Here is a 21,739-nt window from a genome sequence, read left to right as displayed (position 1 = left end):
GATATTGTAATTTTATGAAGGAGGGGATCACGATGAAACTTCGCGTTTCAGCTGTGCAATATCATTTGCATACGATTTCCAGTTTTGAGGAGTTTGAAAAGCAGATCACACATTATGTGAAGATCGCTGCTGAATTTAAAACAGATTTTGTTTTATTTCCTGAGTTTATTACGACACAACTGATGTCGATTCCATATTTGAATCAAGCCCAGCAGATCAATCAGCTGCCCCAATTTACTGAGGTTTATTATCAGCTGTTTACATCTCTTGCAAAAGAGTACCGTGTTCATATTATCGGCGGAACACATGTCATTGAAGAACAGGGGAAGCTGTATAATGTAGCTCATCTATTCTATCCGGACGGAAGAATTGGCAAACAGCCGAAACTTCATATCACTCCTACCGAGGTAGAAGAATGGAACATAACCCCTGGCGAGGGCTTGCAGGTGTTTGAGACAAACAAGGGTACGATAGCGATATTAACATGCTATGATATTGAATTTCCTGAAGTAGTGCGTATGGCAAGAGCGATGGGAGCAGATGTGATATTCTGTCCTTCTTGTACCGATGATTCACAAGGCTTCCACCGAGTACGATATTCCTGTCATGCTAGAACAATCGAGAACCAGGTATATGTAGTAACAACTGGTACAGTAGGTTCCCTTCCAACAGTTGACTTTATGCGTATGAACTATGGCCAGGCGGCTGTTATTACACCTAACGATGTTCCGTTTCCGCAGAGAGGCATTATGGCTGAAGGAGACATCAACAACGACATGGTCATTAGTGCTGATCTTGATCTCGACCTCCTTTATGAGGTTCGAGAAAGCGGTTCGGTGACCACATGGAGAGATAGAAGAAGTGACCTTTATCCTGATTGGGAACACTTTGTAAAAGAAGAACTGATTGGGTAACAAGTGAAGGTGAAATGGAGGATGCTGTTCATGTACAGAAAAGAACAATATCTTTATAAACAAGGTAAAGCATACAAGGCTGTCGTTCGAAATTATTCACAGCAAGACTTTGAAGAACTGATCAGCATTCAGAAAGAAAGTTTTCCGCCTCCTTTCCCTTCAGAACTTTGGTGGAACGAAGAACAGCTAAGCAATCATATAACACTCTTTCAGGAAGGCGCTCTTTGTGTGGAGATTGACGGCAAGCTTGCCGGTTCTATAACAGGGCTTCTTGTAAAACTGGATCTTAACAACATTGAACATACATGGGAAGAGATCACAGACAATGGTTATATTCGGAACCATGATAAAGATGGAGATACATTATATATTGTAGATATTTGTGTACGCCCTTCCTATCGAAGTCTTGATCTGGGTAAACTTCTTATGCAATCTATGTATGAAACAGTGATCAGCCTTGGGGCAAAGCGGCTCCTCGGAGGAGGGAGAATGCCGGGATTTCATAAACATTCACATGAGATGAATCCAGAGGAATATCTCGAGGGAGTAGTAAAAGCGGAGATCCGCGATCCTGTTATTTCCTTCTTGCTCCGCTGCGGAAGAACTCCTTTACAAATTGTGTCTAATTATCTGGAAGATGAAGAGTCTCATAACTATGCCGCTTTGATGGAATGGAAAAATCCTTTTATACAATAGGTATCGTTAAGGTATGGATAATTTTCAGGAAAATATATATTGGGGGAGAAACATGGAATATATAAAGATAAAAAATATTGATGATCCTTTATTTGTACAATTTTATTCGCTGATGAAAGAGATTTTTCCAAAAGAAGAAGTATTGGATTTTGAACTTTGGAGAGAGCCCCTTATCGATCCTTCTATCCGGATGTTTGTTGCAGTAGACGAAGGTAAAGTAGTCGGAGCTACTGAGTACCGCTATTATCCTGATATGAATATTGCTATGACGGATTTCACACTGATCGGCCAAGAAGGAAAAGGAATCGGTATTTTCCTTGCAAAAAATAGGCTGGAGGATCTTAATCGACTTGCAGCAGAACACGGAAAAAAGATTCGTGGAATGTTCGCAGAAATCTATAATCCTTATAAGGTGGAGGCGATTCCGTTCGGAGGGGTTTCTGCGATGAATCCTTATGTCCGGCGTGAGGTATTGTCCCACATGGGATACCAGAAACTGAACTTCTCTTATGTACATCCATCATGGCTCGATGACGGGGGAGCGGTAACCGGATTGGACCTTTGTTTCCTTCCGTTCGATTCTGAAATCACTTCATTAAACGGAGGTTTTATTGCCGAGTTTCTTTCCACCTATTACAGTGTTTTAGAAAACAAGCCTGCAGAATGGTTAAAGATGATTCATATTTTGCAGGACAAAGAGAAAATTGAGCTTGTAGCTATATAAAGCGGATTGCTTGTTCCTGAGGGAGCAAGCTTTTTATATGTTAAGAAAGATAATATTTTTGCAGGTTAGATAGATCGATACACCAAAAATTTTCAAGAACTAAATATAAGGTCAACCATGTCGCTAGCTTTGCATACAGTCAGCCAACCTGCGAGTTTTCTTTATTTGGTGTAAAATGATAGTACTATGAGTGAAGCGGGTGATGGTGTGACTTCTGCCATTTTAGGAAAGGTTATTAGAGAGAAACGTGAACAGCTTACGAGAGTAAAGTCCAGTTATCTCTCTTTTAAAACGTTTAAAGAGGAAAGTGAACAAACCGAATTTTCATATGAACCTGGCTTGTTGTTTGTGTTAGAGGGAAAAGTGAACTATCGTGTGGGTGATGATGAATTCCGAACAGTAAAGACCGGGGATTTCCTGCTGTACCCAAAAGGAGTCACTATTACGATTGAAGCAGAAAAAGAATCGCTTGGGGCTTTGTTTTACCTGAAGAAAGAGATTGTTGAACAGTTTATTCAGATGCTTATTCAGTATGGAAAAAGAAAGCTCGAGTTAAAGGAAACCAATAGAGTGTGCATTCTCCATCAAGACTGGTCTGCAGAAATAGGAGCAGTTCTTGCTGAGACCATAGAAAGAGTAACGAGTCTTAATGAAGACCAGGATTTCTTTGTGGTACTTTTGTTGAACAAACTGCTGTACTTCATCTTTCCGGATGAACATATGCTCTCAAAGATTTCGTACATGATGGAAACCAATTATTACCCTGATCCTGTATTAAATACAGAGGGTTTTTTCTTGGAAAACTATCATCAAAGAATTCGGATTCAGCACTTATTGGAGATAGCAATGGTTAGTGAGTCCCAGTTGAACCGTCTGTATAAAAAATATATCGGAATGTCTCCTATGGAGCGGCTGACAGATATAAGGATGGAGCAAGCCGCAATCCTTCTTCGCAATCCAGCCGTTGCAATCGCTGATATTGCTGCTCAAGTAGGTTATCAGAGTACATCAGCTTTTCTTCAGCAGTTTAAAAAGAAGTTTGCTCTTAGTCCAAAGGAGTTTCAAAAGTTAAGTTCACGGTAAATGATTGAAGAATATTTAGTCATTTTTTACTTCATTGCTTGTTTATACTAAACTATAAAAAAAGATAAAGGAGGAGCAGCATGTCTTATACCGAGCGAGAAGAACAGATATGGAAATCGATCGAAGCGTGGGAACAAAATTATTTTACATATGAGCCAACGGATTTTGGGCGAACTTATGAAAAATGGGTTACCAACCGGCTCACCCTTTTACCAGATGAAATGCAGGATAAAATAGGAGGTTATGTGGATTCTGTGCTTTTCCATATTCATGCCCTTATTCAAAACTCGCAATTTCAGCTTGATACCAAACAGCGGCTGCTTTCCGAAGCAAGAGTCTTTAGAGACGATATTTATGAAATAGAAGATCTAAAAAAGTGTACGATTGACCAGCTTTCCTATATGGCTGATCAGCAAATCGCACGGAATAGACTTCTGTCCTTTTCCCAGGGGGGGCTTGCGGGTACGGGTGGTGTGCTCTTTTTGGGAACTGATCTCCCAGCGATGGTAGCTCTCGGTGTTCGTTCTGTCCAGTCGATAGCTATGCATTATGGCTATGATATCCAGAGACCATCTGAAATGATGCGCTCACTGAAAGTGTATCATGCTGCAACGATGCCAAAGCGTTACCAGCAGGAAAAGTGGGATGAACTGATGGAGGAGATACGAGGGGAAGATGATCCAATCTTTTATGCAGGTACAGATGTCGTTGCTGATATTTCCTGGATGTCTCATCCAGTTAAACAAATTGTAAAGGTGATGGCTATTTTGCTTGTAAGAAAGAAACTCATGCAGGGCATTCCTGTTTTTGGGATGGCGCTCGGAGCTGTATTGAACTATCAGCAATCAAGAAAAATAACTGAAATTGCACATAAGTTTTATCAAAAAAGATATCTCTTTGAAAAATATAACGGATAGGTGTTCATTTTATGAGTATACAAGAACATAAGGCGCTTGCACCGGAAAAAGCAAGATGCATGATTGTAACCGTTAGTGATACGAGGAATGAAGAAACGGACAAAAGCGGTAAGCTCATCCGGTCATTCCTAATAAAACAGAATCATGACATTCGTGAGTATAGAATTGTAAAAGATGACAAGAGCCTGATTCATGAAGCTGCTCAGACTGCTATTAAAGATGAGAATATTGATGTCGTCATATTTAATGGAGGAACAGGCATTGCTCCGAGAGATGTGACGATAGAATCCTTATCGACATTATTTGAAAAAGAAGTCACCGGGTTCGGAGAGCTTTTTCGTATGTTAAGTTATACAGAAGACATTGGATCAGGAGCTATGCTGAGCCGAGCTGTTGCCGGAGTGCATGGAAAAACAGCTATTTTTGCACTGCCAGGTTCATCAGGTGCTGTAAAGCTCGGAATGGAAAAATTAATTTTGCCGGAACTTACGCATATCGTACAACAGCTGCATAAATAAAAGAGGATGCATAAGCACCCTCTTTTTTCTATTTTATCCATGTATTTTTGATGTTACCTGCTGGTTTAATCTGTACCATAGCCAGAGTTCATTAATGATGGATGCTTGGCTTGCAATTTTATCGTTTAATTCACAGGATAACTCAAAGTTTTCTTCTATAGACAATCGATCTTGAAGTTTATTAATTTGTTTTTCGATTTCTGCAATTCGGTCTGGAATTGTACCCCTTATCTTTTCCCATTGTAATAGAATAGTTCCTTGTTCACCCTTATCATAAGCTTCCCACGATTTATCCAAATCAGGAACTGATATTCCCAGCTTCTCATCCCACACAAAATGGTTATGCATCCGATCATCACCTCTTACTTTCATTGTACAAAAGGCGCTGCTATGAAGCCAGAATTATCATTGATATTATTTTTATACATTTTTAAGAATAACCTTGCATTTTCTTCTCTCTTTTTGTTATAGTATGTATTATTATAAATGGTATTTTTATAAACAATTATGTATAAAAATAAATAAAATATACATTATCAGGTTTTCAGGAGGAGAGATATCATATGGGAAAAAAGGTAGTTTTAGCGTACTCTGGGGGATTAGATACATCGGTGGCAATTCCATGGCTAGCGGAAAAGGGCTATGAGGTAATTGCATTATGCTTGGATGTTGGCGAAGGGAAGGACCTTCCATTTATCCAATCTAAAGCTTTATCAATTGGAGCTTCAGAATCTATCGTATTAGATGTCCAAAAAGAATACGCAGAAGAATATGCATTAGTTGCATTGCAGTCACATGCATTGTATGAAGGGAAATATCCGTTGATCTCTGCATTGAGCAGACCTTTAATCGCAAAAAAATTAGTAGAAACAGCTAAAAAATACGGAGCTACTGCAGTTGCTCATGGTTGTACAGGAAAAGGGAACGACCAGGTTCGATTTGAAGTTTCTGTTGCAGCACTAGCTCCGGATCTTGAAGTACTTGCGCCAGTGCGTGAATGGAGCTGGTCACGTGAAGAAGAGATTCAATATGCGAAACAGCACGATATTCCAGTTCCGATAAAAAAAGAAAATCCTTTTTCAATTGACCAAAACTTATGGGGAAGAAGCAATGAGTGCGGGATTTTAGAAGATCCTTGGGCAGCTCCTCCAGAAGAAGCATATGAGATGACAGCTGCATTGGAAAATACACCAGATGAGCCTCAAATCGTTGAAATTGGGTTTGAAAAAGGTGTTCCAGTTTCATTAAACGGAAAGAATGTTTCACTTGAAAAGCTTATTGATCAGCTAAACGAATGGGGTGGTGCACATGGTGTTGGACGTATCGACCATGTAGAAAATCGCCTGGTAGGAATTAAATCACGTGAAGTATATGAATGCCCTGCAGCAACGACATTAATTAAAGCACATAAAGAGCTTGAAGATTTGACACTTGTTAAAGAAGTCGCTCACTTCAAGCCGATCATCGAAAAGAAAATGACTGAATTAATCTATGAGGGTCTATGGTTCTCTCCATTAAATGCATCTTTAAAAGCCTTTTTAGATGAAACACAGACTCATGTAACAGGAACTGTGCGAGTTAAATTCTTCAAGGGCCATGCAATTGTGGAAGGAAGAAAATCACCTTACTCACTTTACGATGAAAAACTTGCTACTTATACATCTGACGACATGTTTGATCACGGTGCTGCAAAAGGATTTATCTCATTATGGGGTCTGCCTACAAAAGTTAGCAGCATGGTCCAAAAAAATGAGGTGAAAGTGTGAAAAAATTATGGGGAGGCCGTTTTTCAAAACAGCCCGAAGAATGGGTAGATGAATTTGGAGCTTCCATTTCTTTTGATAAACAACTAGCAAGTCATGACATTAAAGGCAGCCTTGCTCATGCCAAAATGTTATTCCAAAGTGGAATTATCAATGAGAGTGCATATGAGAATATAAAAAGTGGTCTACAAGATCTTCAAGTAGAAGAACAAGAAGGCAAGCTAAAGTATTCAGTAAAGTATGAAGACATACATTTGAACCTTGAGAAGCTGCTTACTGATCAAATCGGTCCGGATGGCGGAAAACTCCATACCGCAAGAAGCCGAAATGACCAAGTGGCAACTGATTTTCATCTTTTTGTAAAAGATGAAACCTTGGTGATTATAGATCATATCAATGAACTTCAAAACTCACTGCTGAATCTGGCGGAAGAACATGTTGAAACAATCATTCCTGGGTACACACACCTTCAGCGTGCACAGCCTGTTTCCTTTGCTCATCATGTATTAGCTTATTTTTGGATGCTTGACCGAGATAAAGAGAGACTGCAAGACAGTTTAAAAAGAACTGATATTATGCCGCTTGGAGCAGGAGCGCTCGCTGGAACAACATTTCCGATCGATCGAAATATAACAATGAACGAACTAGGGTTCTCTAAGAAATATTTGAACAGCTTAGACGCAGTCAGTGATCGGGATTTTGCTATTGAATTTTGCAGCAATGCTTCCATGATCATGATGCATCTATCACGTTTTTGTGAAGAACTAATTCTTTGGTCATCAGAAGAATTTGGTTTTATCGAGATCAGTGACAGCTTTACCACTGGCAGCAGCATGATGCCGCAAAAGAAGAATCCTGATATGGCTGAACTGATTCGCGGAAAAAGCGGAAGAGTATATGGTTCTCTTCTTTCATTACTTACATTGATGAAAGGTCTTCCTCTTGCATATAACAAAGACATGCAAGAAGATAAAGAGCCGGTATTTGACGCTGTAAAAACAGTCAAAGGCTGTTTAAGCATTATGACGGGCATGATGAATGAAATAAAAATTAATGAAGACCGAATGAACAAAGCCGTTCATCAAGATTTTTCTAATGCAACCGAACTTGCAGATTATCTTGCAAAAAACGGGATTCCTTTTAGAGAAGCGCATGAATTAGTAGGGCAGATGGTTCTTAATTGCATTCAAAAGGGATGCTATCTGCTAGATGTTAGCCTAAAGGAATACAAAGAATGGTGCCCAATCGTAGAAGAAGATTTGTATGAGGCACTTTCTCCTAAGACTGCAGTTGAAAAAAGAAATTCTGAAGGCGGTACCGGATTCCAAGCAGTACGCCAGCAGCTTGAGGCAGCAAAATCAGCTGTATATATTTCCAGTAATTAACCCAGATAACTTTCTCCTGAAGACAGAAACTAATGATACGTTTTTATATCGAAGGAGGAAGTGAAATGGAAAATAAGAAGCATCCGAATCAGCAGCTGGAATATGATCAAGAAGGCGAAATGACCGTTCATCAGCAGATTACTGAAGCTTACCAAAGCGGAGTAGTTGATAAAGTTGATCAAGGCCAGCAGCGCACAAAGTTAGATGAAGAGGAAAGTCTTCAATAGCAATAAGGAAAGGATAACTCGCCGTGAGTTATCCTTTTTTCTATTTCTTTTATATCGCTGACAACATAATCACACGTTATTTAAGAAAAACACACGTTAATTTAATTAATCGTACGTTATTCCTAAAAATCGCACGTTAAATGAAAAATATCGAATTTTCGAGATACTTCGAAGGTGCTCTTTCCCTTCAATCATGTTAAATGAATGTTTCCATATCAATTCGGGAACATTAAAAGCTGTCTTACATATAGAAATAAATCCGTCTTTTTATTTTAGTTTTTTGGTGGTATGGTAACTATAGATATGAAGAAAAAATTTCCAACAACTTTCAGGGAGGGAATGCAGTGAAGATTGGTGTACCGACTGAAATTAAAAATAATGAAAATAGGGTAGCGATGACTCCTGCTGGTGTACTAAATCTGGTGGCTTCTGGCCATGAAGTTTTTATACAAAGAGGAGCTGGCATTGGATCTGGTTTTTCAGATGAAGAATATGAAGGTGCGGGCGGAGTAATTGTTGAGACTCCGACTCAAGCGTGGTCAATGGAAATGGTTATGAAAGTTAAAGAACCGTTGCCAGAAGAATACTGCTTTTTTCGTGAAGGTCTTATTTTATTTACTTATTTGCATCTGGCTCCTGAACCTGAATTGACAAAAGCGTTAACAGAAAATAAAGTAATCGGAATTGCATATGAAACTGTTCAGCTTCCAAATGGAACGCTGCCTTTATTGACACCGATGAGTGAAGTTGCTGGAAGAATGGCCGCACAAATTGGCGCACAGTTTTTAGAAAAGCCTAAAGGCGGGCTTGGGATTTTGCTAAGCGGCATCCCAGGTGTAAGGCGCGGAAAGGTGACGGTTATTGGCGGTGGAGTTGTTGGAACGAATGCAGCTAAAATTGCTATGGGCCTTGGTGCTGATGTTACGATTATCGATTTAAATCCTGAACGTCTTCGTCAGCTCGATGATATTTTTGGTGTCGAGATTAATACTCTAATTTCAAATCCTCTAAACATAGCACTTGCTGTTCAAGAATCGGCTTTAGTAATTGGTGCAGTTCTGATTCCTGGGGCAAGGGCACCTAAACTGGTAACAGAAGAAATGATTAAGGGAATGCAGCCTGGGTCAGTTATCGTTGATGTAGCTATTGACCAAGGTGGAATTTTTGAAACAGTCGATCGGATTACTACTCATGATAACCCTACTTATGAAAAACATGGTGTGCTGCATTATGCAGTGGCGAATATGCCTGGAGCTGTTCCACGCACATCCACAATTGGATTGACTAACGTAACCGTTCCATATGCCCTGCAGATTGCGAACAAAGGGTATGTTAGAGCGTGTCTGGATAATGAAGCATTACTAAAAGGTATAAATACACTCGATGGTTTGGTAACCTATAAAGCGGTTGCAGAAGCTCACCAGTTAGACTACAAAGACGCAGGTTCAATTCTGGCTCAAAAACAATAGCTGTAATGAAAATAAGTCCGTGTTCAGCCATTTATTCCTTCAGGCTGGAATCGGACTTTTTTTATGTCCTATAATAGGGTATGAAAAGGAAAGTAGGATGAAATCACGAATCCTATTATTTGAAGGAGGGAGTATTAATAATGAAAGTGACGTATCATGGACATTCTGTACTTGAAATTCAAGCAGGTGAGCACTCGGTTTGGATCGACCCTTTTATTAACGGAAATGGTCAATGTAAAATCAGCGTTGAAGATGTAAAAGCAGATGTAATCCTTTTAACGCATGGTCATAATGATCATGTTGGCGACACTGTAGAAATTGCCAAGAAGAATAACTGCCTTGTTGTTGCACCGTTTGAACTTGCGAACTATATTGCTTCAAAAGGTGTTGAAACACATCCCATGCATATTGGGGGCAGCCGTAAATTTTCATGGGGTAAAGTGAAATTCACTCAGGCGTTTCATGGATCCAGTTATGAGGAAGAGAACGGAACCGTAGTCTACACAGGTATGCCTGCAGGAATTTTATTCTCCTATGACAATAAAACTCTTTATCATGCAGGGGACACGGCACTCTTTTCCGATATGAAAATGATTGGTGAATTGGAGAAACCTGATGCAGTTTTTCTGCCTATTGGTGATAATTTTACGATGGGACCAGAAGATGCATTAATCGCAGCAAAATGGGTCGGAGCTCCAGTGACCGTTCCTATTCATTACAATACCTTCCCGCCTATCGAACAAGATCCAGAAAGCTCTTTTGTATCCAAGTTAGGATCTGGTGGAAGAGTAATGCAGAGCGGTGAAAGCTTAAATATATAAATGATTCTAACCTCCCTTTCTATGCATACGAATGATAGTAAGGGAGGTTGTTTTATGAATCAGGAAAAAATCGCAAAGTTACTTATGCTCGTCGTTTTAGTCTACGTGGGATTACCTGCATTATCATTTGAAGGACTTACGCTGCAAACCTTTTTTTCAATTGTCTGGACAGGATTTGCCGGAATGCTGGTGCTAAGTTTACTGTTTAATAACAGTGAAGCTAGAAAAAGAACAGTTAGAAGACAGGCTTTCGTCGTTAATCAAAAGTCACGAAAAAGGGTGCATATGGAAAGTTGAGTTTCTGTTCCATTGCCTGTATAATCTGTATTAGTCGAATAACTGAAACAGATAGATACAGGTAAAAGGAACGGTGAATGTAATGCTAACAAAGCATGAACAAATATTGCAGCATATTATAGAGCTTGATGTTGGGTCGAAAATCTCCGTTCGGCAAATTGCAAAAGATTTAACAGTGAGTGAAGGAACGGCTTATCGAGCGATTAAAGAAGCAGAAAATCAGGGGATAGTCAGTACGATTGAACGTGTAGGTACCATTCGTATTGAAAGGCAAGCGAAGAGCAATATTGAAAAATTAACATTTGCCGAGGTTGTTAACATTGTTGAAGGACAAGTACTTGGAGGCAGAGCTGGACTTCATAAAACATTGCACAAATTTGTAATTGGTGCAATGAAACTTGAAGCGATGATGCGTTATGTTGATGCTGGAAGTTTATTGATTGTCGGAAACCGTGTTAATGCTCATGAGTTAGGATTAAAGGCTGGAAGCGCAATTTTGATCACCGGTGGATTTGACACGGAAGAAGAAGTGAAAAGACTTGCTGATGAATTGGAACTTCCGGTTATCTCTACGAGCTATGATACGTTTACTGTTGCAACCATGATCAATAAGGCGATTCATGACCGGCTAATTAAAAAGGATATCGTATTAGCTTCAGATATTCTAATTCCAATTGATGAAACACACTATCTTTTTCAGCAAGATAAGGTCGAGCGCTGGCATGAACTAAACCGTGAAACCATGCATAGCCGTTATCCTGTAGTGGATCAATCGAATCGTGTAACCGGTGTAGTAACCTCGAAAGATATTATTGGTGTGCCCGAGGACACGAATATTGAAAAAGTGATGACACGATCACCATTAACAGTAACGGAAAAAACATCTGTTGCAGCATGCGCACACATGATGATATGGGAAGGCATTGAGTTGCTTCCGGTTACAGGTTCTTCACATAAACTGATCGGTATTTTAACCCGGCAAGATGTGTTAAAAGCGATGCAGATGATGCAAAAACAGCCTCAAGTTGGTGCGACTTTCGATGATTTAATCACAACAGAATTAAAAGAACATAAGTATGAGAATGAAGTTAACTTCACTTGTAAAATCACCCCGCAAATGACGAATCATTTAGGAACTGTTTCCTACGGAGTGTTAATGACTCTTGTTACCGAAACAGCTCGCAAGGCTTTAAGAAGAATCAAAAAAGGTGATGTAGTCGTTGAGAACGTAACCTTCTATTATATTAAGCCTGTTCAAATAGACAGTGAAATACAATTTGTTCCAAGAGTGCTGGAAGTGAGCAGAAAATTTGGAAAAGTAGATGTTGAGATCTATCATGATGGTAAGATAGCAGGGAAAGCTATGATGATGGCCCAATTAATCGATCACCGTTCTTAGTGTTGAATGGCGTTCTAGGAAATCTTACACATTATGCTCCCTTCTCTGTAAAGGGTCTCAACAAAACAAATAACCAAGCGATCTTTTTAAAAGGCTGTTTTCGTATACTTTGTTGCTTTTGTAAGAGGTTAATTTCCGTTACAGGGCTCGCTTTCCGCAGGGTGTGCGGTGCCTTGCGACATTGAATGGTCTCACCTGTCCCACTCATCCTGCAGGAGTCTCGCCCCTCCACTCCAACTAACTTTCATTGAAGGAATTTATGCCAAATTTCTCAGCAACAACAATCTTTTAGAAAAGAGCGTTTTTATAAATTGTTGCTTAAAAGACATCACTGACAAGTTGATTGGAGTGTAAGATGTGAGACTCCTGGGGGATCAGTGTGACAGGTGAGACACCTAAGGACACAAAGCGTCGAGGTGGCTCACCGCACGCCCCCCGGAAAGCGAGCATCTGAAACGGAGATCAACCACTTCCACGAGCAACTAAGCTAACGAAAACAGCCAAAGAAAAAAGTCCCTTTCGGAGGGACTTTTTCATACTATCTTCAGTTCGTTTCTTTTGCTTCTTGACGAGCAAGAGCTAAAAAATGCTTGTACATTTTCCAGTTCATGAGTAAAAGAACCATTCCGTATGCGAGGAAAATAAGAGCAATCCAAAGCTGGACACGGCCTTCTACAGCTGTTAATTCGTTTAAACCAAAGGAAGCTAAAAATGCCCCAAGCGCCATCTTTGCTTTTGTCCCAGTCCATTGTTTATAAAAAGGCTCTTTTGCACGTACTTCACGAACTTTATAAAACACATATAGAGCAAAAGAAAGTATAATAAGGATAATAAAAATCGGCATAGAAAATTCCCCCAAGTATTTACTCCACTATATTGTAAACGTTTAAAACAAGAATTGCCACAACTAGGTGTAAAAGGAGTTCATTATGAAAGAGGAAATTTTAAATAAAATTAAACAATATGAACGAATTATTATTCACAGACATGTAAGACCAGATCCCGATGCGCTTGGTTCACAAGGTGGTCTTGCGGCCATAATAAAGGCAAGCTTCCCTGAGAAGGAAGTTTACGCTGTAGGGGAAGAGGAAGATAGCCTTATATTCTTAAATAAAATGGATACTGTCGAAGACGACATGTACAGAGGATCTTTAGTTATAATATGCGATACGGCGAATTCGCCAAGAGTCAGTGATACGCGTTACACTTTAGGTGAAACGGTTATAAAGATTGATCATCATCCTAATGAAGATCCGTATGGTGATTTAGTTTGGGTAGATACTGCGGCAAGCTCAACAAGTGAAATGATTATGGATTTTTATCTCTATGGAGCTGATAAAGGCTTAAAGCTGAACAGTAATGCTGCAAAACTTTTATATGCTGGCATTATTGGTGATACAGGGCGGTTCTTGTTTTCGAATACAACAGAAAAGACACATAGATATGCAGCTATGCTGATTGAAACAGGTTTTGCACCTTCTGAGATTCATGAGAACCTTTATAAAATTTCAGAGAAGCTGGTAAGATTAAATGGTTATGTTCTTCAGCATTTTTCAATAGTAGATGAATGTGTCGGTTTTATTCATCTCACAGAAGAAACATTAAAGAATTATGATGCAAGTGCCAGTGAGGCTTCTCTTTTGGTCAATTCATTCTCGCATGTAGAAGGTCTGTTAGCATGGGTTTTCTTTGTGGATGAACCTGATCAAATCAGAGTCAGACTTCGTTCGAAAGGGCCGGTTGTAAATAAGATTGCAGCTAAGTTTAATGGAGGAGGACACCCAAGAGCATCAGGTGCAACTATATATACAAAAGAGGAAACTCAGTCTGTGCTTTCAGAATTAAGGAAAGCTTGTATAGAATATAAAACCAAATAAAAAAGGCCTCATCGGAGGGCCTTTTTACACTTTTGAAGACTTGCTATCAAGTCTTACTTTCATTAATTTTTTTCTGGGATAAACCAAGAGCCAAGATCAGTTACATCTTCATGAACTTTCAAGTTTAACTTAGCAAGCTCTCTTTTAATTAATTCTGCTACTTCTTTCGTTTCTGCGAAAGCAGAGAAACCATTCTGCAATTCTTTAACCTTTTCACGTGCAAGTTCTTTTCGATTAATAATCATTGTAGTTTCCCCCCATTATTCACTCTTTTAATAATATTGTATACAAAAAATGGGGTGAATGCTATTTCGCTGCCTAAAGATTCATAAAAATGTAATATTTAGACCATAATTTATGCATATTCATTCAACTGCATGCGCAGATATAAAAATTCGAAGGTTTCCTGCGTAGAGAAATAAATGGTCGATCTTAACTTCATATTTTTGTTCATCATCGAGCTGAAATGGTTTATTTTCGATAGCTTGTTCGAGTAAAACGTGACTTTTGGCGATTGTCTCAGTGTCTTCGCCAATTAAATGTTCCAGATCATCTTCAACGGCTTTTGTTAAATGCAATTTTGTAAGATTTGATATTTTATCAGATGATGTGCTTGAAAAGCGGACATTAATTTCATGCAGTTTGAATTTCTTTGCCAGTTCCTCGTTTGCCTTTTCATCATCTGAAGTTAAAATTTCATTTTTCTTCTTATAATCATCTATTTTTAACTCTTGCTCTTTTAATTTATGGATAAGACGTTCATGAGCCAATCCGCCCTGAACGAGGAAAAATGCCCAGCCGATGATAAAGCCGATGGCCACACCTGCAAAAAAGCGCTGATAGCCTTTTCGGTGATAAAGCGGTGGAATCCTCATTAGTCTATTTGCTCCTGGCTAAGCCACTGAATTAATATAATTGCAGTATTGGCACCAGCGATTGCAACAAAAATATATGTGAGCTGTTTAAAAATCTCAAAAGTTGCTCCATTTTCAAAACTTCTTTCAAAGTTTGATATGGTATCAAATGTACCTCCGATTGCTGCAACAATCGCCCAGATTTTAAGCTTCTTAGCCAGTTCAATCATTTCGAGAATAGGGGCTTTTCCAACAAGAAATGCTGCTAGTCCGCCTATCAGCGCTCCTCCTAAAAGCACACCAAATGCAATAGCAAAATCGAGAATAATATTTGCAAAAAAATCGCGTATCATGAGAACCCTCCTCTCTTATCCAATGTATGGACAATAAATGAAGAGTATGCTCGTTTTACAGATAAAGAGTTTAACAGACATCACATAGCGTGTTTCATTAACACACTCTAACTTCTGTACTATAATGGAGTTGGAAATAGGTGCAAAAAAGGAAGTGAAAATATGGGATTTGTTCCTCTGCATATACATAGCGAGTATTCTCTTCTCGAAAGCTCTTGCCGCATTGACGCTCTTGTAGAACGAGCAGCCGAATCAGGCTTTTCTGCATTGGCATTAACAGATAAAGCCAATATGTATGGAGCATTGAAATTTTATTCGGCGTGCAAGAAAGCGGGTATAAAGCCCATTTTAGGTATAGAGGCGGAAATTATAGAATCAGATTCAGAAAGTGATTCACATACAAAACAATGGAGTAAAATCCTTTTATATGCACAAAACAATGAAGGATATCAAAATTTATTAAAGCTTTCAACACTGATGCAAACCAAGCAGGGTGGAGAGATTACTCCCATTTCTCATGAAGAACTTTCAACTCATTCAAGAGGTCTGATCGCTTTATCGTCAGGTCCAGAAGGGGAGATTCAACAGTATCTGGCTGCTGAAAGACGTGAAACGAATATGCTGGAAAGATGTATTCGATTTTATCAGGATACTTTTTCAAATCGTTTCTATCTTGGTCTGGAGGATCATGGTACAGGTTTTGAGAAAACGTTAAATCTTCAGCTTCAGTCCCTTGCAAGAGAATTTAATCTTCCGCTCCTTTGTGCGCATGAAACCTATTATTTACACGAAGAAGATGCAAAGGCCCATGATGTCCTTGTTTGCATCAAAAATGGAGAGAAGATAAATAATCCTGAAAGGTATAAACTGCCTACAGGGGAATATTATTTTAAATCTCACAATGAAATGGAAAGATTGTTCTCTCATTCTTCAGAAGTATTAGAAGAAACTCAAAGACTAGCGGACATGTGCAGCCTAGAGCTCACCTTGGGAGAGATTGCACTTCCGAAATATCCTGTTCCAGGTGATAGAGACAGTTTTGAATATTTGAGAGAGTTATGCTTAAAAGGTGTAAAAAATAGATTTGATACGGTGACACGTGAAATCGAAAACCGACTTCAATATGAACTAAATATCATTAAGAGCATGAATTTTGAAGATTATTTCCTGATCGTTTGGGATTTTATGAAATATGCACATGATGTAAAGATGATAACCGGGCCTGGTAGAGGTTCAGCTGCGGGATCTTTAGTTGCATATGTACTTGAGATTACCAATGTAGATCCGATCCATCACAGCCTCATTTTTGAACGATTCCTAAATCCTGAGCGAATTACGATGCCTGATATTGATATAGATTTCCCCGATAATCGCCGCGATGAGGTTTTGAGGTATGTAGCCGAGAAGTACGGTACAGATTATGTAGCTCAAATTATTACGTTCGGTACGCTTGCTGCAAGAGCTGCTGTGAGAGACGCAGGCAGAGTAATGGATTTGCCTCCTGGCTTGATTGATCAAACTGCAAAAAATATTCCTTCTAGACCAGGTATCTCTCTAGAAGACGCATTAAAAGAATCACATGGTTTGCAGCAGACATTTCAATCAGATCAAAGTGTGAAAAAGCTTATTGAAATTGCGATGAAGCTTGAAGGTCTTCCAAGGCATGCCTCAACCCATGCAGCAGGGGTGGTACTCTCCCGAAACCCGCTCGTACAAACAGTTCCGCTGCAAACAGGACATGATGGGATACCGTTAACTCAGTACAGTATGGAATGGCTTGAAGCTGCTGGACTATTGAAGATGGATTTTCTTGGCCTGCGAAACCTATCATTAATCGAAAATATTTTACTTTCTATAGAAGAGATTGAACAAATCAAGATCAATCTAAATGAAATACCTTTTACTGATCGAAAAACTTTTGAACTACTATCACAAGGAGACACGACAGGAGTCTTCCAATTAGAATCCGACGGAATGCGAAAAGTTCTGCAGCAGCTTAAGCCTACTGAATTTGAAGATATCGTTGCTGTCAATGCGTTATACAGACCAGGACCAATGAAGAACATACCAGATTATATCGCTGGCAAAAACGGTCTGAAATCAGTGGAGTACATGCATCCTGATCTTGAGCCTATATTAAAGAACACGTACGGAGTTATCGTTTACCAGGAACAAATCATGCAGATTGCAACAAAAGCAGCTGGCTTTACTTTAGGTGAAGCAGATCTGCTTAGAAGGGCAGTAGGAAAGAAAAAGCGTGAAATTTTGATGAAGGAACGCGAACATTTTGTTGCAGGCTGCTTAAAACAGGGATATGATGAAAAGTCTGCAGATGCTTTATATGATCTGATTGTACGGTTTGCTGATTATGGTTTTCCAAGAAGCCATGCAGTGGCATACAGTGTTATTGCATATCAGCTCGCCTTTTTAAAAGCCAATTACCCAATTCATTTTATGGCAGCATTACTTTCGAGCGTTATTGGCAATCATGATAAAGTAAGTCAGTATATAAAGGAATCAACGCAGAAGGGAGTTAAGATTCTCCCTCCCTCTATTAGAAAGAGTACAGCAATTTTTATACCTGAAGATTTAGGTATCCGCTTTGGTCTTTTAGCTATTAAAAACGTAGGAATAAATGCCATTCATACTTTAATGCACGAAAATAAAAAAGAACCATTTCAAGACCTTTTTGATATTTGTGCACGGTGTCCTCAAAAAATTGTGAACAAAAGAACACTGGAGTCTCTAATTTTTGCAGGAACGTTGGATGATTTAGGAGAAGACAGAGCTGTATTGCTTGCTTCCCTTGAAACAGCAATTGAATATGGAGAAGAATTTCAGGAGATATCAAGAAAAAACCAGATGTATCTTTTTGATGATGATATTAATCTTCCTAAACCTTCTTATGTTCAAGTTCAGTCCTTTCAGGATAGCGAGAAGCTGAAATTCGAGAAAGAATCATTAGGTTTTTTCTTCTCATCACATCCTTTAGAAAGATTCCGCACTGTGCTGAAAAGTTGGGCAGCAACTGACATAGCTGGTATAAAGGGTAAAAATCCTTCTGTACGGCTTGGTGTATTAATTGATAAAGTCAGTGTCATAAAAACGAAAAAAGGAGAACTGATGGCCTTCCTTTCGATAAGTGACGAAAGCGGCGAGATAGAAGCTGTCGTTTTTCCTAAAGTGTACGAATCATATCATGGTCTTCTGCAAAAAGGAGAGCAGCTATTTTTGGAAGGAAGTGTTGAACAGCGAAATGATGCTTTGCAAGTATTGATTAATAAGTGTAAGCCGCTGAATGAATTGAAATCAAAAGAGCAAGCTGCTGTGTTTATTAAGATTGATAAACAGCATCACTCATCTGAATATTTGAACGCGATCAAGCAAATATTGGATCAATCGAAAGGGAGCATCCCTGTTGTTTTGATCTATGAAGAAACAAAACAAAAAGTTCAGATCTCACAAAAGATTAATGCTAATGAGGAATTGCTCATGGAGCTCCAATCCGTTGCTGGTGAAGGTAACGTAGTATTTAAAAGAAATTAAAAAACTTTACAGCTTGTTAACATTTGATATAATGGATGAGTCAATAACAGTGGTCTGACCACCTCCTAATTTGACTCATCAACTTTAAATATAAAAACATTAGGAGATGAAACGATGTCTACTTTACGAGAAGAAGCTCTACACATGCACAGAACACATCAAGGAAAACTGGAATCAAAATCAAAGGTGCCAGTCCGTAACGCAAAGGATTTAAGCCTTGCCTATTCTCCTGGTGTTGCAGAACCTTGTAAGGATATTTATGATGACAAATCAAAAGTCTATGATTATACGATGAAAGGGAATACTGTAGCTGTTGTCTCTGACGGAACAGCAGTATTAGGATTGGGGAATATCGGTCCTGAAGCAGCTCTGCCTGTTATGGAAGGAAAAGCTGTTTTGTTTAAAAGTTTCGCAGGTGTTGATGCTTTTCCAATCTGTTTAAGCACAACGGACGTGGATAAGATTGTTGAAACGGTTAAGCTGCTTGAACCTACATTTGGCGGTGTGAATTTAGAAGATATCGCAGCCCCTAATTGTTTCGTTGTTGAAGAACGATTGAAAAAAGAAACAAATATTCCAATCTTTCATGATGATCAGCACGGCACAGCAATTGTTACATTGGCAGGACTTGTTAACGCATTGAAATTAACCGGCCGAGAAATGTCCAAAATCAAAGTAGTGGTAAACGGTGCAGGTGCAGCTGGGATTGCGATTATTAAATTATTGGACCGCTTTGGAGTTAAAGACATCATTATGTGTGACACAAAAGGCGCTATCTATGAAGGCCGTCCATTTGGTATGAACTCTGTTAAAACAGAAGTTGCATCATTTACTAATCGTACAAAACAAAAAGGTACTCTTGCTGATGTAATCAGTGGTACAGATGTATTTGTGGGTGTGTCTGTTGAAGGTGCGCTGACAAAATCTATGGTCGAATCTATGAACCCAGAGCCAATCATTTTTGCAATGGCTAACCCTAACCCGGAAATTATGCCTCACGAAGCACGTGAAGCGGGCGCAATGGTTATTGGAACAGGCCGCTCGGATTTCCCTAACCAAGTTAATAATGTACTAGCTTTCCCGGGTATTTTCCGTGGAGCTTTAGATGTGCGAGCCACTCATATAAACGAAGAGATGAAAATCGCAGCGGTTCATGCTATTGCAAATCTTGTAAATCCAATGGAATTAAGCGCAGAATATGTTATTCCGGCTCCATTTGATCCAAGAGTAGCTCCTGCGGTTGCAGCTGCTGTAGCAACTGCAGCTATGGAAACAGGTGTAGCAAGAATTCGTGTGAATCCAGCAGACATCGCAGAAAAGACAAAGAGGCTTGCTATCATCGGCAAAGATGAATGAAAGTGGTAAAGGAGAGAGGAATGTCTGTCCAGCCTACCGAAAAAGTATATATTGAAATTTTAAAGAAAATCCAGGCCATTATTGTTGAAGACCGTCTTCAAGCAGGTGATAAGCTCCCATCAGAAAGAGAGCTCAGTGACCGCTTAAACGCAGGAAGGTCTTCTGTCCGTGAGGCTTTAAGAGCACTTGAGCTACTTGGCTTAATCGAAACAAGAAGAGGCGAGGGTACTTTTATACGTGAGGCAACAGGACATAGACTGGTAGAAGTACTCGCATCCTTTATTCTTACCGATAAAAAGGCCAGGCACGATCTGCAAGAAACACGAAACATAGTCATTAAAGACTGCATGGAACTTGCAACAATGAGAATCACTTCTCTAGAGATAAGTAAACTCGAGCAATTAACTAAGAAGATGGAACAAAGCGATCAAGAAGTTAGTTATCTTTGTAAAGCATTCGAAAAAAGTGTAATCCAGTCATGCGGCAATCATCTTCTTTATCGTTTATATGTGGAACTTACGGGTTATGGGTCATCAGTACAAGAAACAGATTCATATTGGTCTCCAAAATTTTGCAGGGAAGTTCTTTCTCTTCTTACTGATAAGAATACACAGAAGTTAACGGATCTGTTATCAAAACAAAACGATGCCTTAAACGCAATCGAATAGGTGGTGTTATTCATTCATGATTAAAGGGTTGTTCGTAAAAAAGAAAAAATATGCCACAATACCTACTGGTAAAGTCAAACAAGACGTACCAGAAGGGATTATGAGTAAATGCCCGGAATGCAAGCATATTATGGTCACAAAAGAATTAAAGAAGAACTTGCTTGTATGCCAAGGCTGCCAGTACCATTATTCGATGTCATCGCAGGAAAGAATAGCGAGTCTGATAGATGAGGGTACTTTTACAGAATATGACGCAGATATGATTTCAAAAAATCCATTGGATTTTCCTGATTATCTTGAAAAACTAGAGAGTGACCGAAAGAAAACAAAAATCAATGAAGCTGTAGTTACTGGAGAAGGGAAAATAAACGGTTTGGACGTAACGCTAGCTGTAATGGATTCCCGTTTTAGAATGGGAAGCATGGGTTCTGTAGTAGGTGAGAAGATTACACGTGCTATCGAGAAAGCCATCGAAAATAAAAATCCGTTTATTATCTTCACTGCTTCAGGCGGCGCACGTATGCAAGAAGGCGTTCTTAGTCTTATGCAGATGGCGAAGACAAGCGTGGCTTTGAAGAAACTCAGTGATAAGGGACTTTTATTTATTTCTATTATGACTCATCCCACTACTGGCGGTGTTTCAGCGAGCTTCGCTTCAGTAGGAGATTATAACTTTGCTGAACCAAAAGCCCTTATTGGATTTGCAGGCAGAAGAATCATCGAACAGACAATAAGACAGGAACTGCCGGATGATTTTCAGACAGCAGAGTTCTTATTGAAGCATGGTCAGTTGGATGGTGTAATTCACCGTAGCGATATGAAGAAAACACTTGGTACATTATTAAAAATTCACTCAGAAGGGAGGCGTTAAG

23 protein-coding genes are annotated in these 21,739 nt (G+C 39.3%); 18 read left to right on the top strand and 5 right to left on the bottom strand.

Going from position 1 to position 21,739, the window contains the following annotated elements:
• Nucleotides 1-32 precede the first annotated feature (32 nt).
• From UN64_RS01425 to UN64_RS01400, 6 genes are all read left to right on the top strand, one after another.
• Nucleotides 33-914 carry a carbon-nitrogen hydrolase family protein gene (locus UN64_RS01425; protein ID WP_077359321.1) on the top strand — a complete coding sequence of 294 codons (882 nt, stop codon included), beginning with the start codon at nt 33-35 and terminating at the stop codon, nt 912-914.
• A gap of 30 nt (nt 915-944) precedes the next feature.
• Entirely contained in the window at nt 945-1,610 is a 666-nt protein-coding gene (locus UN64_RS01420; RefSeq protein WP_077359320.1) for a GNAT family N-acetyltransferase, read from the top strand.
• Nucleotides 1,611-1,662: 52 nt separating this feature from the next.
• Complete coding sequence (locus tag UN64_RS01415; protein ID WP_077359319.1) at nt 1,663-2,334, top strand: GNAT family N-acetyltransferase; 672 nt, start codon at nt 1,663-1,665, stop codon at nt 2,332-2,334.
• A gap of 186 nt (nt 2,335-2,520) precedes the next feature.
• A complete protein-coding gene (locus tag UN64_RS01410; RefSeq protein WP_077359318.1) occupies nt 2,521-3,417 on the top strand; it encodes an AraC family transcriptional regulator in 897 nt (298 codons plus the stop codon).
• An 80-nt stretch (nt 3,418-3,497) separates the two neighbouring features.
• A complete protein-coding gene (locus UN64_RS01405; RefSeq protein ID WP_077359317.1) occupies nt 3,498-4,334 on the top strand; it encodes an EcsC family protein in 837 nt (278 codons plus the stop codon).
• Nucleotides 4,335-4,345: 11 nt separating this feature from the next.
• A complete protein-coding gene (locus UN64_RS01400; protein WP_077359316.1) occupies nt 4,346-4,852 on the top strand; it encodes a MogA/MoaB family molybdenum cofactor biosynthesis protein in 507 nt (168 codons plus the stop codon).
• Nucleotides 4,853-4,885: 33 nt separating this feature from the next.
• Here UN64_RS01400 and UN64_RS01395 read toward each other — a convergent pair whose 3' ends face one another.
• On the bottom strand, nt 4,886-5,200 hold the full coding sequence (locus UN64_RS01395) for a hypothetical protein (RefSeq protein WP_077359315.1): 315 nt from the start codon (nt 5,198-5,200) through the stop codon (nt 4,886-4,888).
• Between the two features lie 215 nt (nt 5,201-5,415).
• On the opposite strand from UN64_RS01395, the gene UN64_RS01390 reads away from it, so the two are divergent.
• The 7 genes from UN64_RS01390 to UN64_RS01365 all read left to right on the top strand — a co-directional run bounded on the left by UN64_RS01390 (nt 5,416) and on the right by UN64_RS01365 (nt 12,213).
• The gene (locus tag UN64_RS01390; protein ID WP_077359314.1) at nt 5,416-6,618 is read left to right on the top strand and encodes an argininosuccinate synthase; all 1,203 of its coding nucleotides are present in this window, start codon (nt 5,416-5,418) and stop codon (nt 6,616-6,618) included.
• A complete protein-coding gene (argH, locus tag UN64_RS01385; protein ID WP_077359313.1) occupies nt 6,615-8,000 on the top strand; it encodes an argininosuccinate lyase in 1,386 nt (461 codons plus the stop codon). The genes UN64_RS01390 and argH overlap by 4 nt, the downstream gene beginning before the upstream one ends.
• 65 nt (nt 8,001-8,065) lie before the next feature.
• Nucleotides 8,066-8,227 (top strand): hypothetical protein, encoded by a 162-nt coding sequence (locus tag UN64_RS20400; RefSeq protein WP_245801936.1) that lies wholly within the window; start codon nt 8,066-8,068, stop codon nt 8,225-8,227.
• 344 nt (nt 8,228-8,571) lie between these two features.
• A complete protein-coding gene (gene ald, locus UN64_RS01380) occupies nt 8,572-9,696 on the top strand; it encodes an alanine dehydrogenase (RefSeq protein ID WP_077359312.1) in 1,125 nt (374 codons plus the stop codon).
• A 140-nt stretch (nt 9,697-9,836) separates the two neighbouring features.
• The gene (locus UN64_RS01375; RefSeq protein WP_077359311.1) at nt 9,837-10,517 is read left to right on the top strand and encodes a metal-dependent hydrolase; all 681 of its coding nucleotides are present in this window, start codon (nt 9,837-9,839) and stop codon (nt 10,515-10,517) included.
• A gap of 54 nt (nt 10,518-10,571) precedes the next feature.
• On the top strand, nt 10,572-10,814 hold the full coding sequence (locus UN64_RS01370; RefSeq protein WP_077359310.1) for a hypothetical protein: 243 nt from the start codon (nt 10,572-10,574) through the stop codon (nt 10,812-10,814).
• 82 nt (nt 10,815-10,896) lie between these two features.
• A complete protein-coding gene (locus UN64_RS01365; protein WP_077359309.1) occupies nt 10,897-12,213 on the top strand; it encodes a DRTGG domain-containing protein in 1,317 nt (438 codons plus the stop codon).
• Between the two features lie 544 nt (nt 12,214-12,757).
• Here the strand turns inward: UN64_RS01365 and UN64_RS01360 are convergent.
• Nucleotides 12,758-13,057: a YtpI family protein gene (locus tag UN64_RS01360; protein WP_077359308.1), complete on the bottom strand. Its 300-nt coding sequence runs from the start codon at nt 13,055-13,057 to the stop codon at nt 12,758-12,760.
• 85 nt (nt 13,058-13,142) lie between these two features.
• Here UN64_RS01360 and UN64_RS01355 point away from each other — a divergent pair, with 85 nt between their 5' ends.
• Entirely contained in the window at nt 13,143-14,090 is a 948-nt protein-coding gene (locus UN64_RS01355) for a DHH family phosphoesterase (protein WP_077359307.1), read from the top strand.
• A 62-nt stretch (nt 14,091-14,152) separates the two neighbouring features.
• Here the strand turns inward: UN64_RS01355 and UN64_RS01350 are convergent, their stop codons facing one another.
• The 3 genes from UN64_RS01350 to UN64_RS01340 form a co-directional block, all read right to left on the bottom strand.
• A complete protein-coding gene (locus UN64_RS01350) occupies nt 14,153-14,335 on the bottom strand; it encodes a YtzJ family protein (RefSeq protein WP_077359306.1) in 183 nt (60 codons plus the stop codon).
• Between the two features lie 120 nt (nt 14,336-14,455).
• Nucleotides 14,456-14,965 (bottom strand): sporulation membrane protein YtrI, encoded by a 510-nt coding sequence (gene ytrI, locus UN64_RS01345; protein ID WP_077359305.1) that lies wholly within the window; start codon nt 14,963-14,965, stop codon nt 14,456-14,458.
• Nucleotides 14,965-15,297 carry a YtrH family sporulation protein gene (locus UN64_RS01340; RefSeq protein ID WP_077359304.1) on the bottom strand — a complete coding sequence of 111 codons (333 nt, stop codon included), beginning with the start codon at nt 15,295-15,297 and terminating at the stop codon, nt 14,965-14,967. The genes ytrI and UN64_RS01340 overlap by 1 nt, the downstream gene beginning before the upstream one ends.
• Before the next feature lie 162 nt (nt 15,298-15,459).
• Between UN64_RS01340 and dnaE the strand changes: the two genes are divergently transcribed.
• From dnaE to accD, 4 genes are all read left to right on the top strand, one after another.
• Entirely contained in the window at nt 15,460-18,843 is a 3,384-nt protein-coding gene (dnaE, locus tag UN64_RS01335; protein WP_077359303.1) for a DNA polymerase III subunit alpha, read from the top strand.
• Nucleotides 18,844-18,957: 114 nt separating this feature from the next.
• Nucleotides 18,958-20,199, top strand: coding sequence for an NADP-dependent malic enzyme (gene ystJ, locus UN64_RS01330; RefSeq protein ID WP_077359302.1), 1,242 nt, complete (start codon nt 18,958-18,960; stop codon nt 20,197-20,199).
• A 20-nt stretch (nt 20,200-20,219) separates the two neighbouring features.
• Complete coding sequence (locus UN64_RS01325; protein WP_077359301.1) at nt 20,220-20,867, top strand: FadR/GntR family transcriptional regulator; 648 nt, start codon at nt 20,220-20,222, stop codon at nt 20,865-20,867.
• Between the two features lie 16 nt (nt 20,868-20,883).
• On the top strand, nt 20,884-21,738 hold the full coding sequence (accD, locus tag UN64_RS01320) for an acetyl-CoA carboxylase, carboxyltransferase subunit beta (RefSeq protein ID WP_077359300.1): 855 nt from the start codon (nt 20,884-20,886) through the stop codon (nt 21,736-21,738).
• The last annotated feature ends 1 nt before the right edge of the window (nt 21,739 follow it).

The sequence above is a fragment of the Fictibacillus arsenicus genome (assembly GCF_001999465.1).
GTDB classification, from domain to species: domain Bacteria; phylum Bacillota; class Bacilli; order Bacillales; family Fictibacillaceae; genus Fictibacillus; species Fictibacillus arsenicus.
This window is presented reverse-complemented; position numbering and strand designations above follow the sequence as displayed.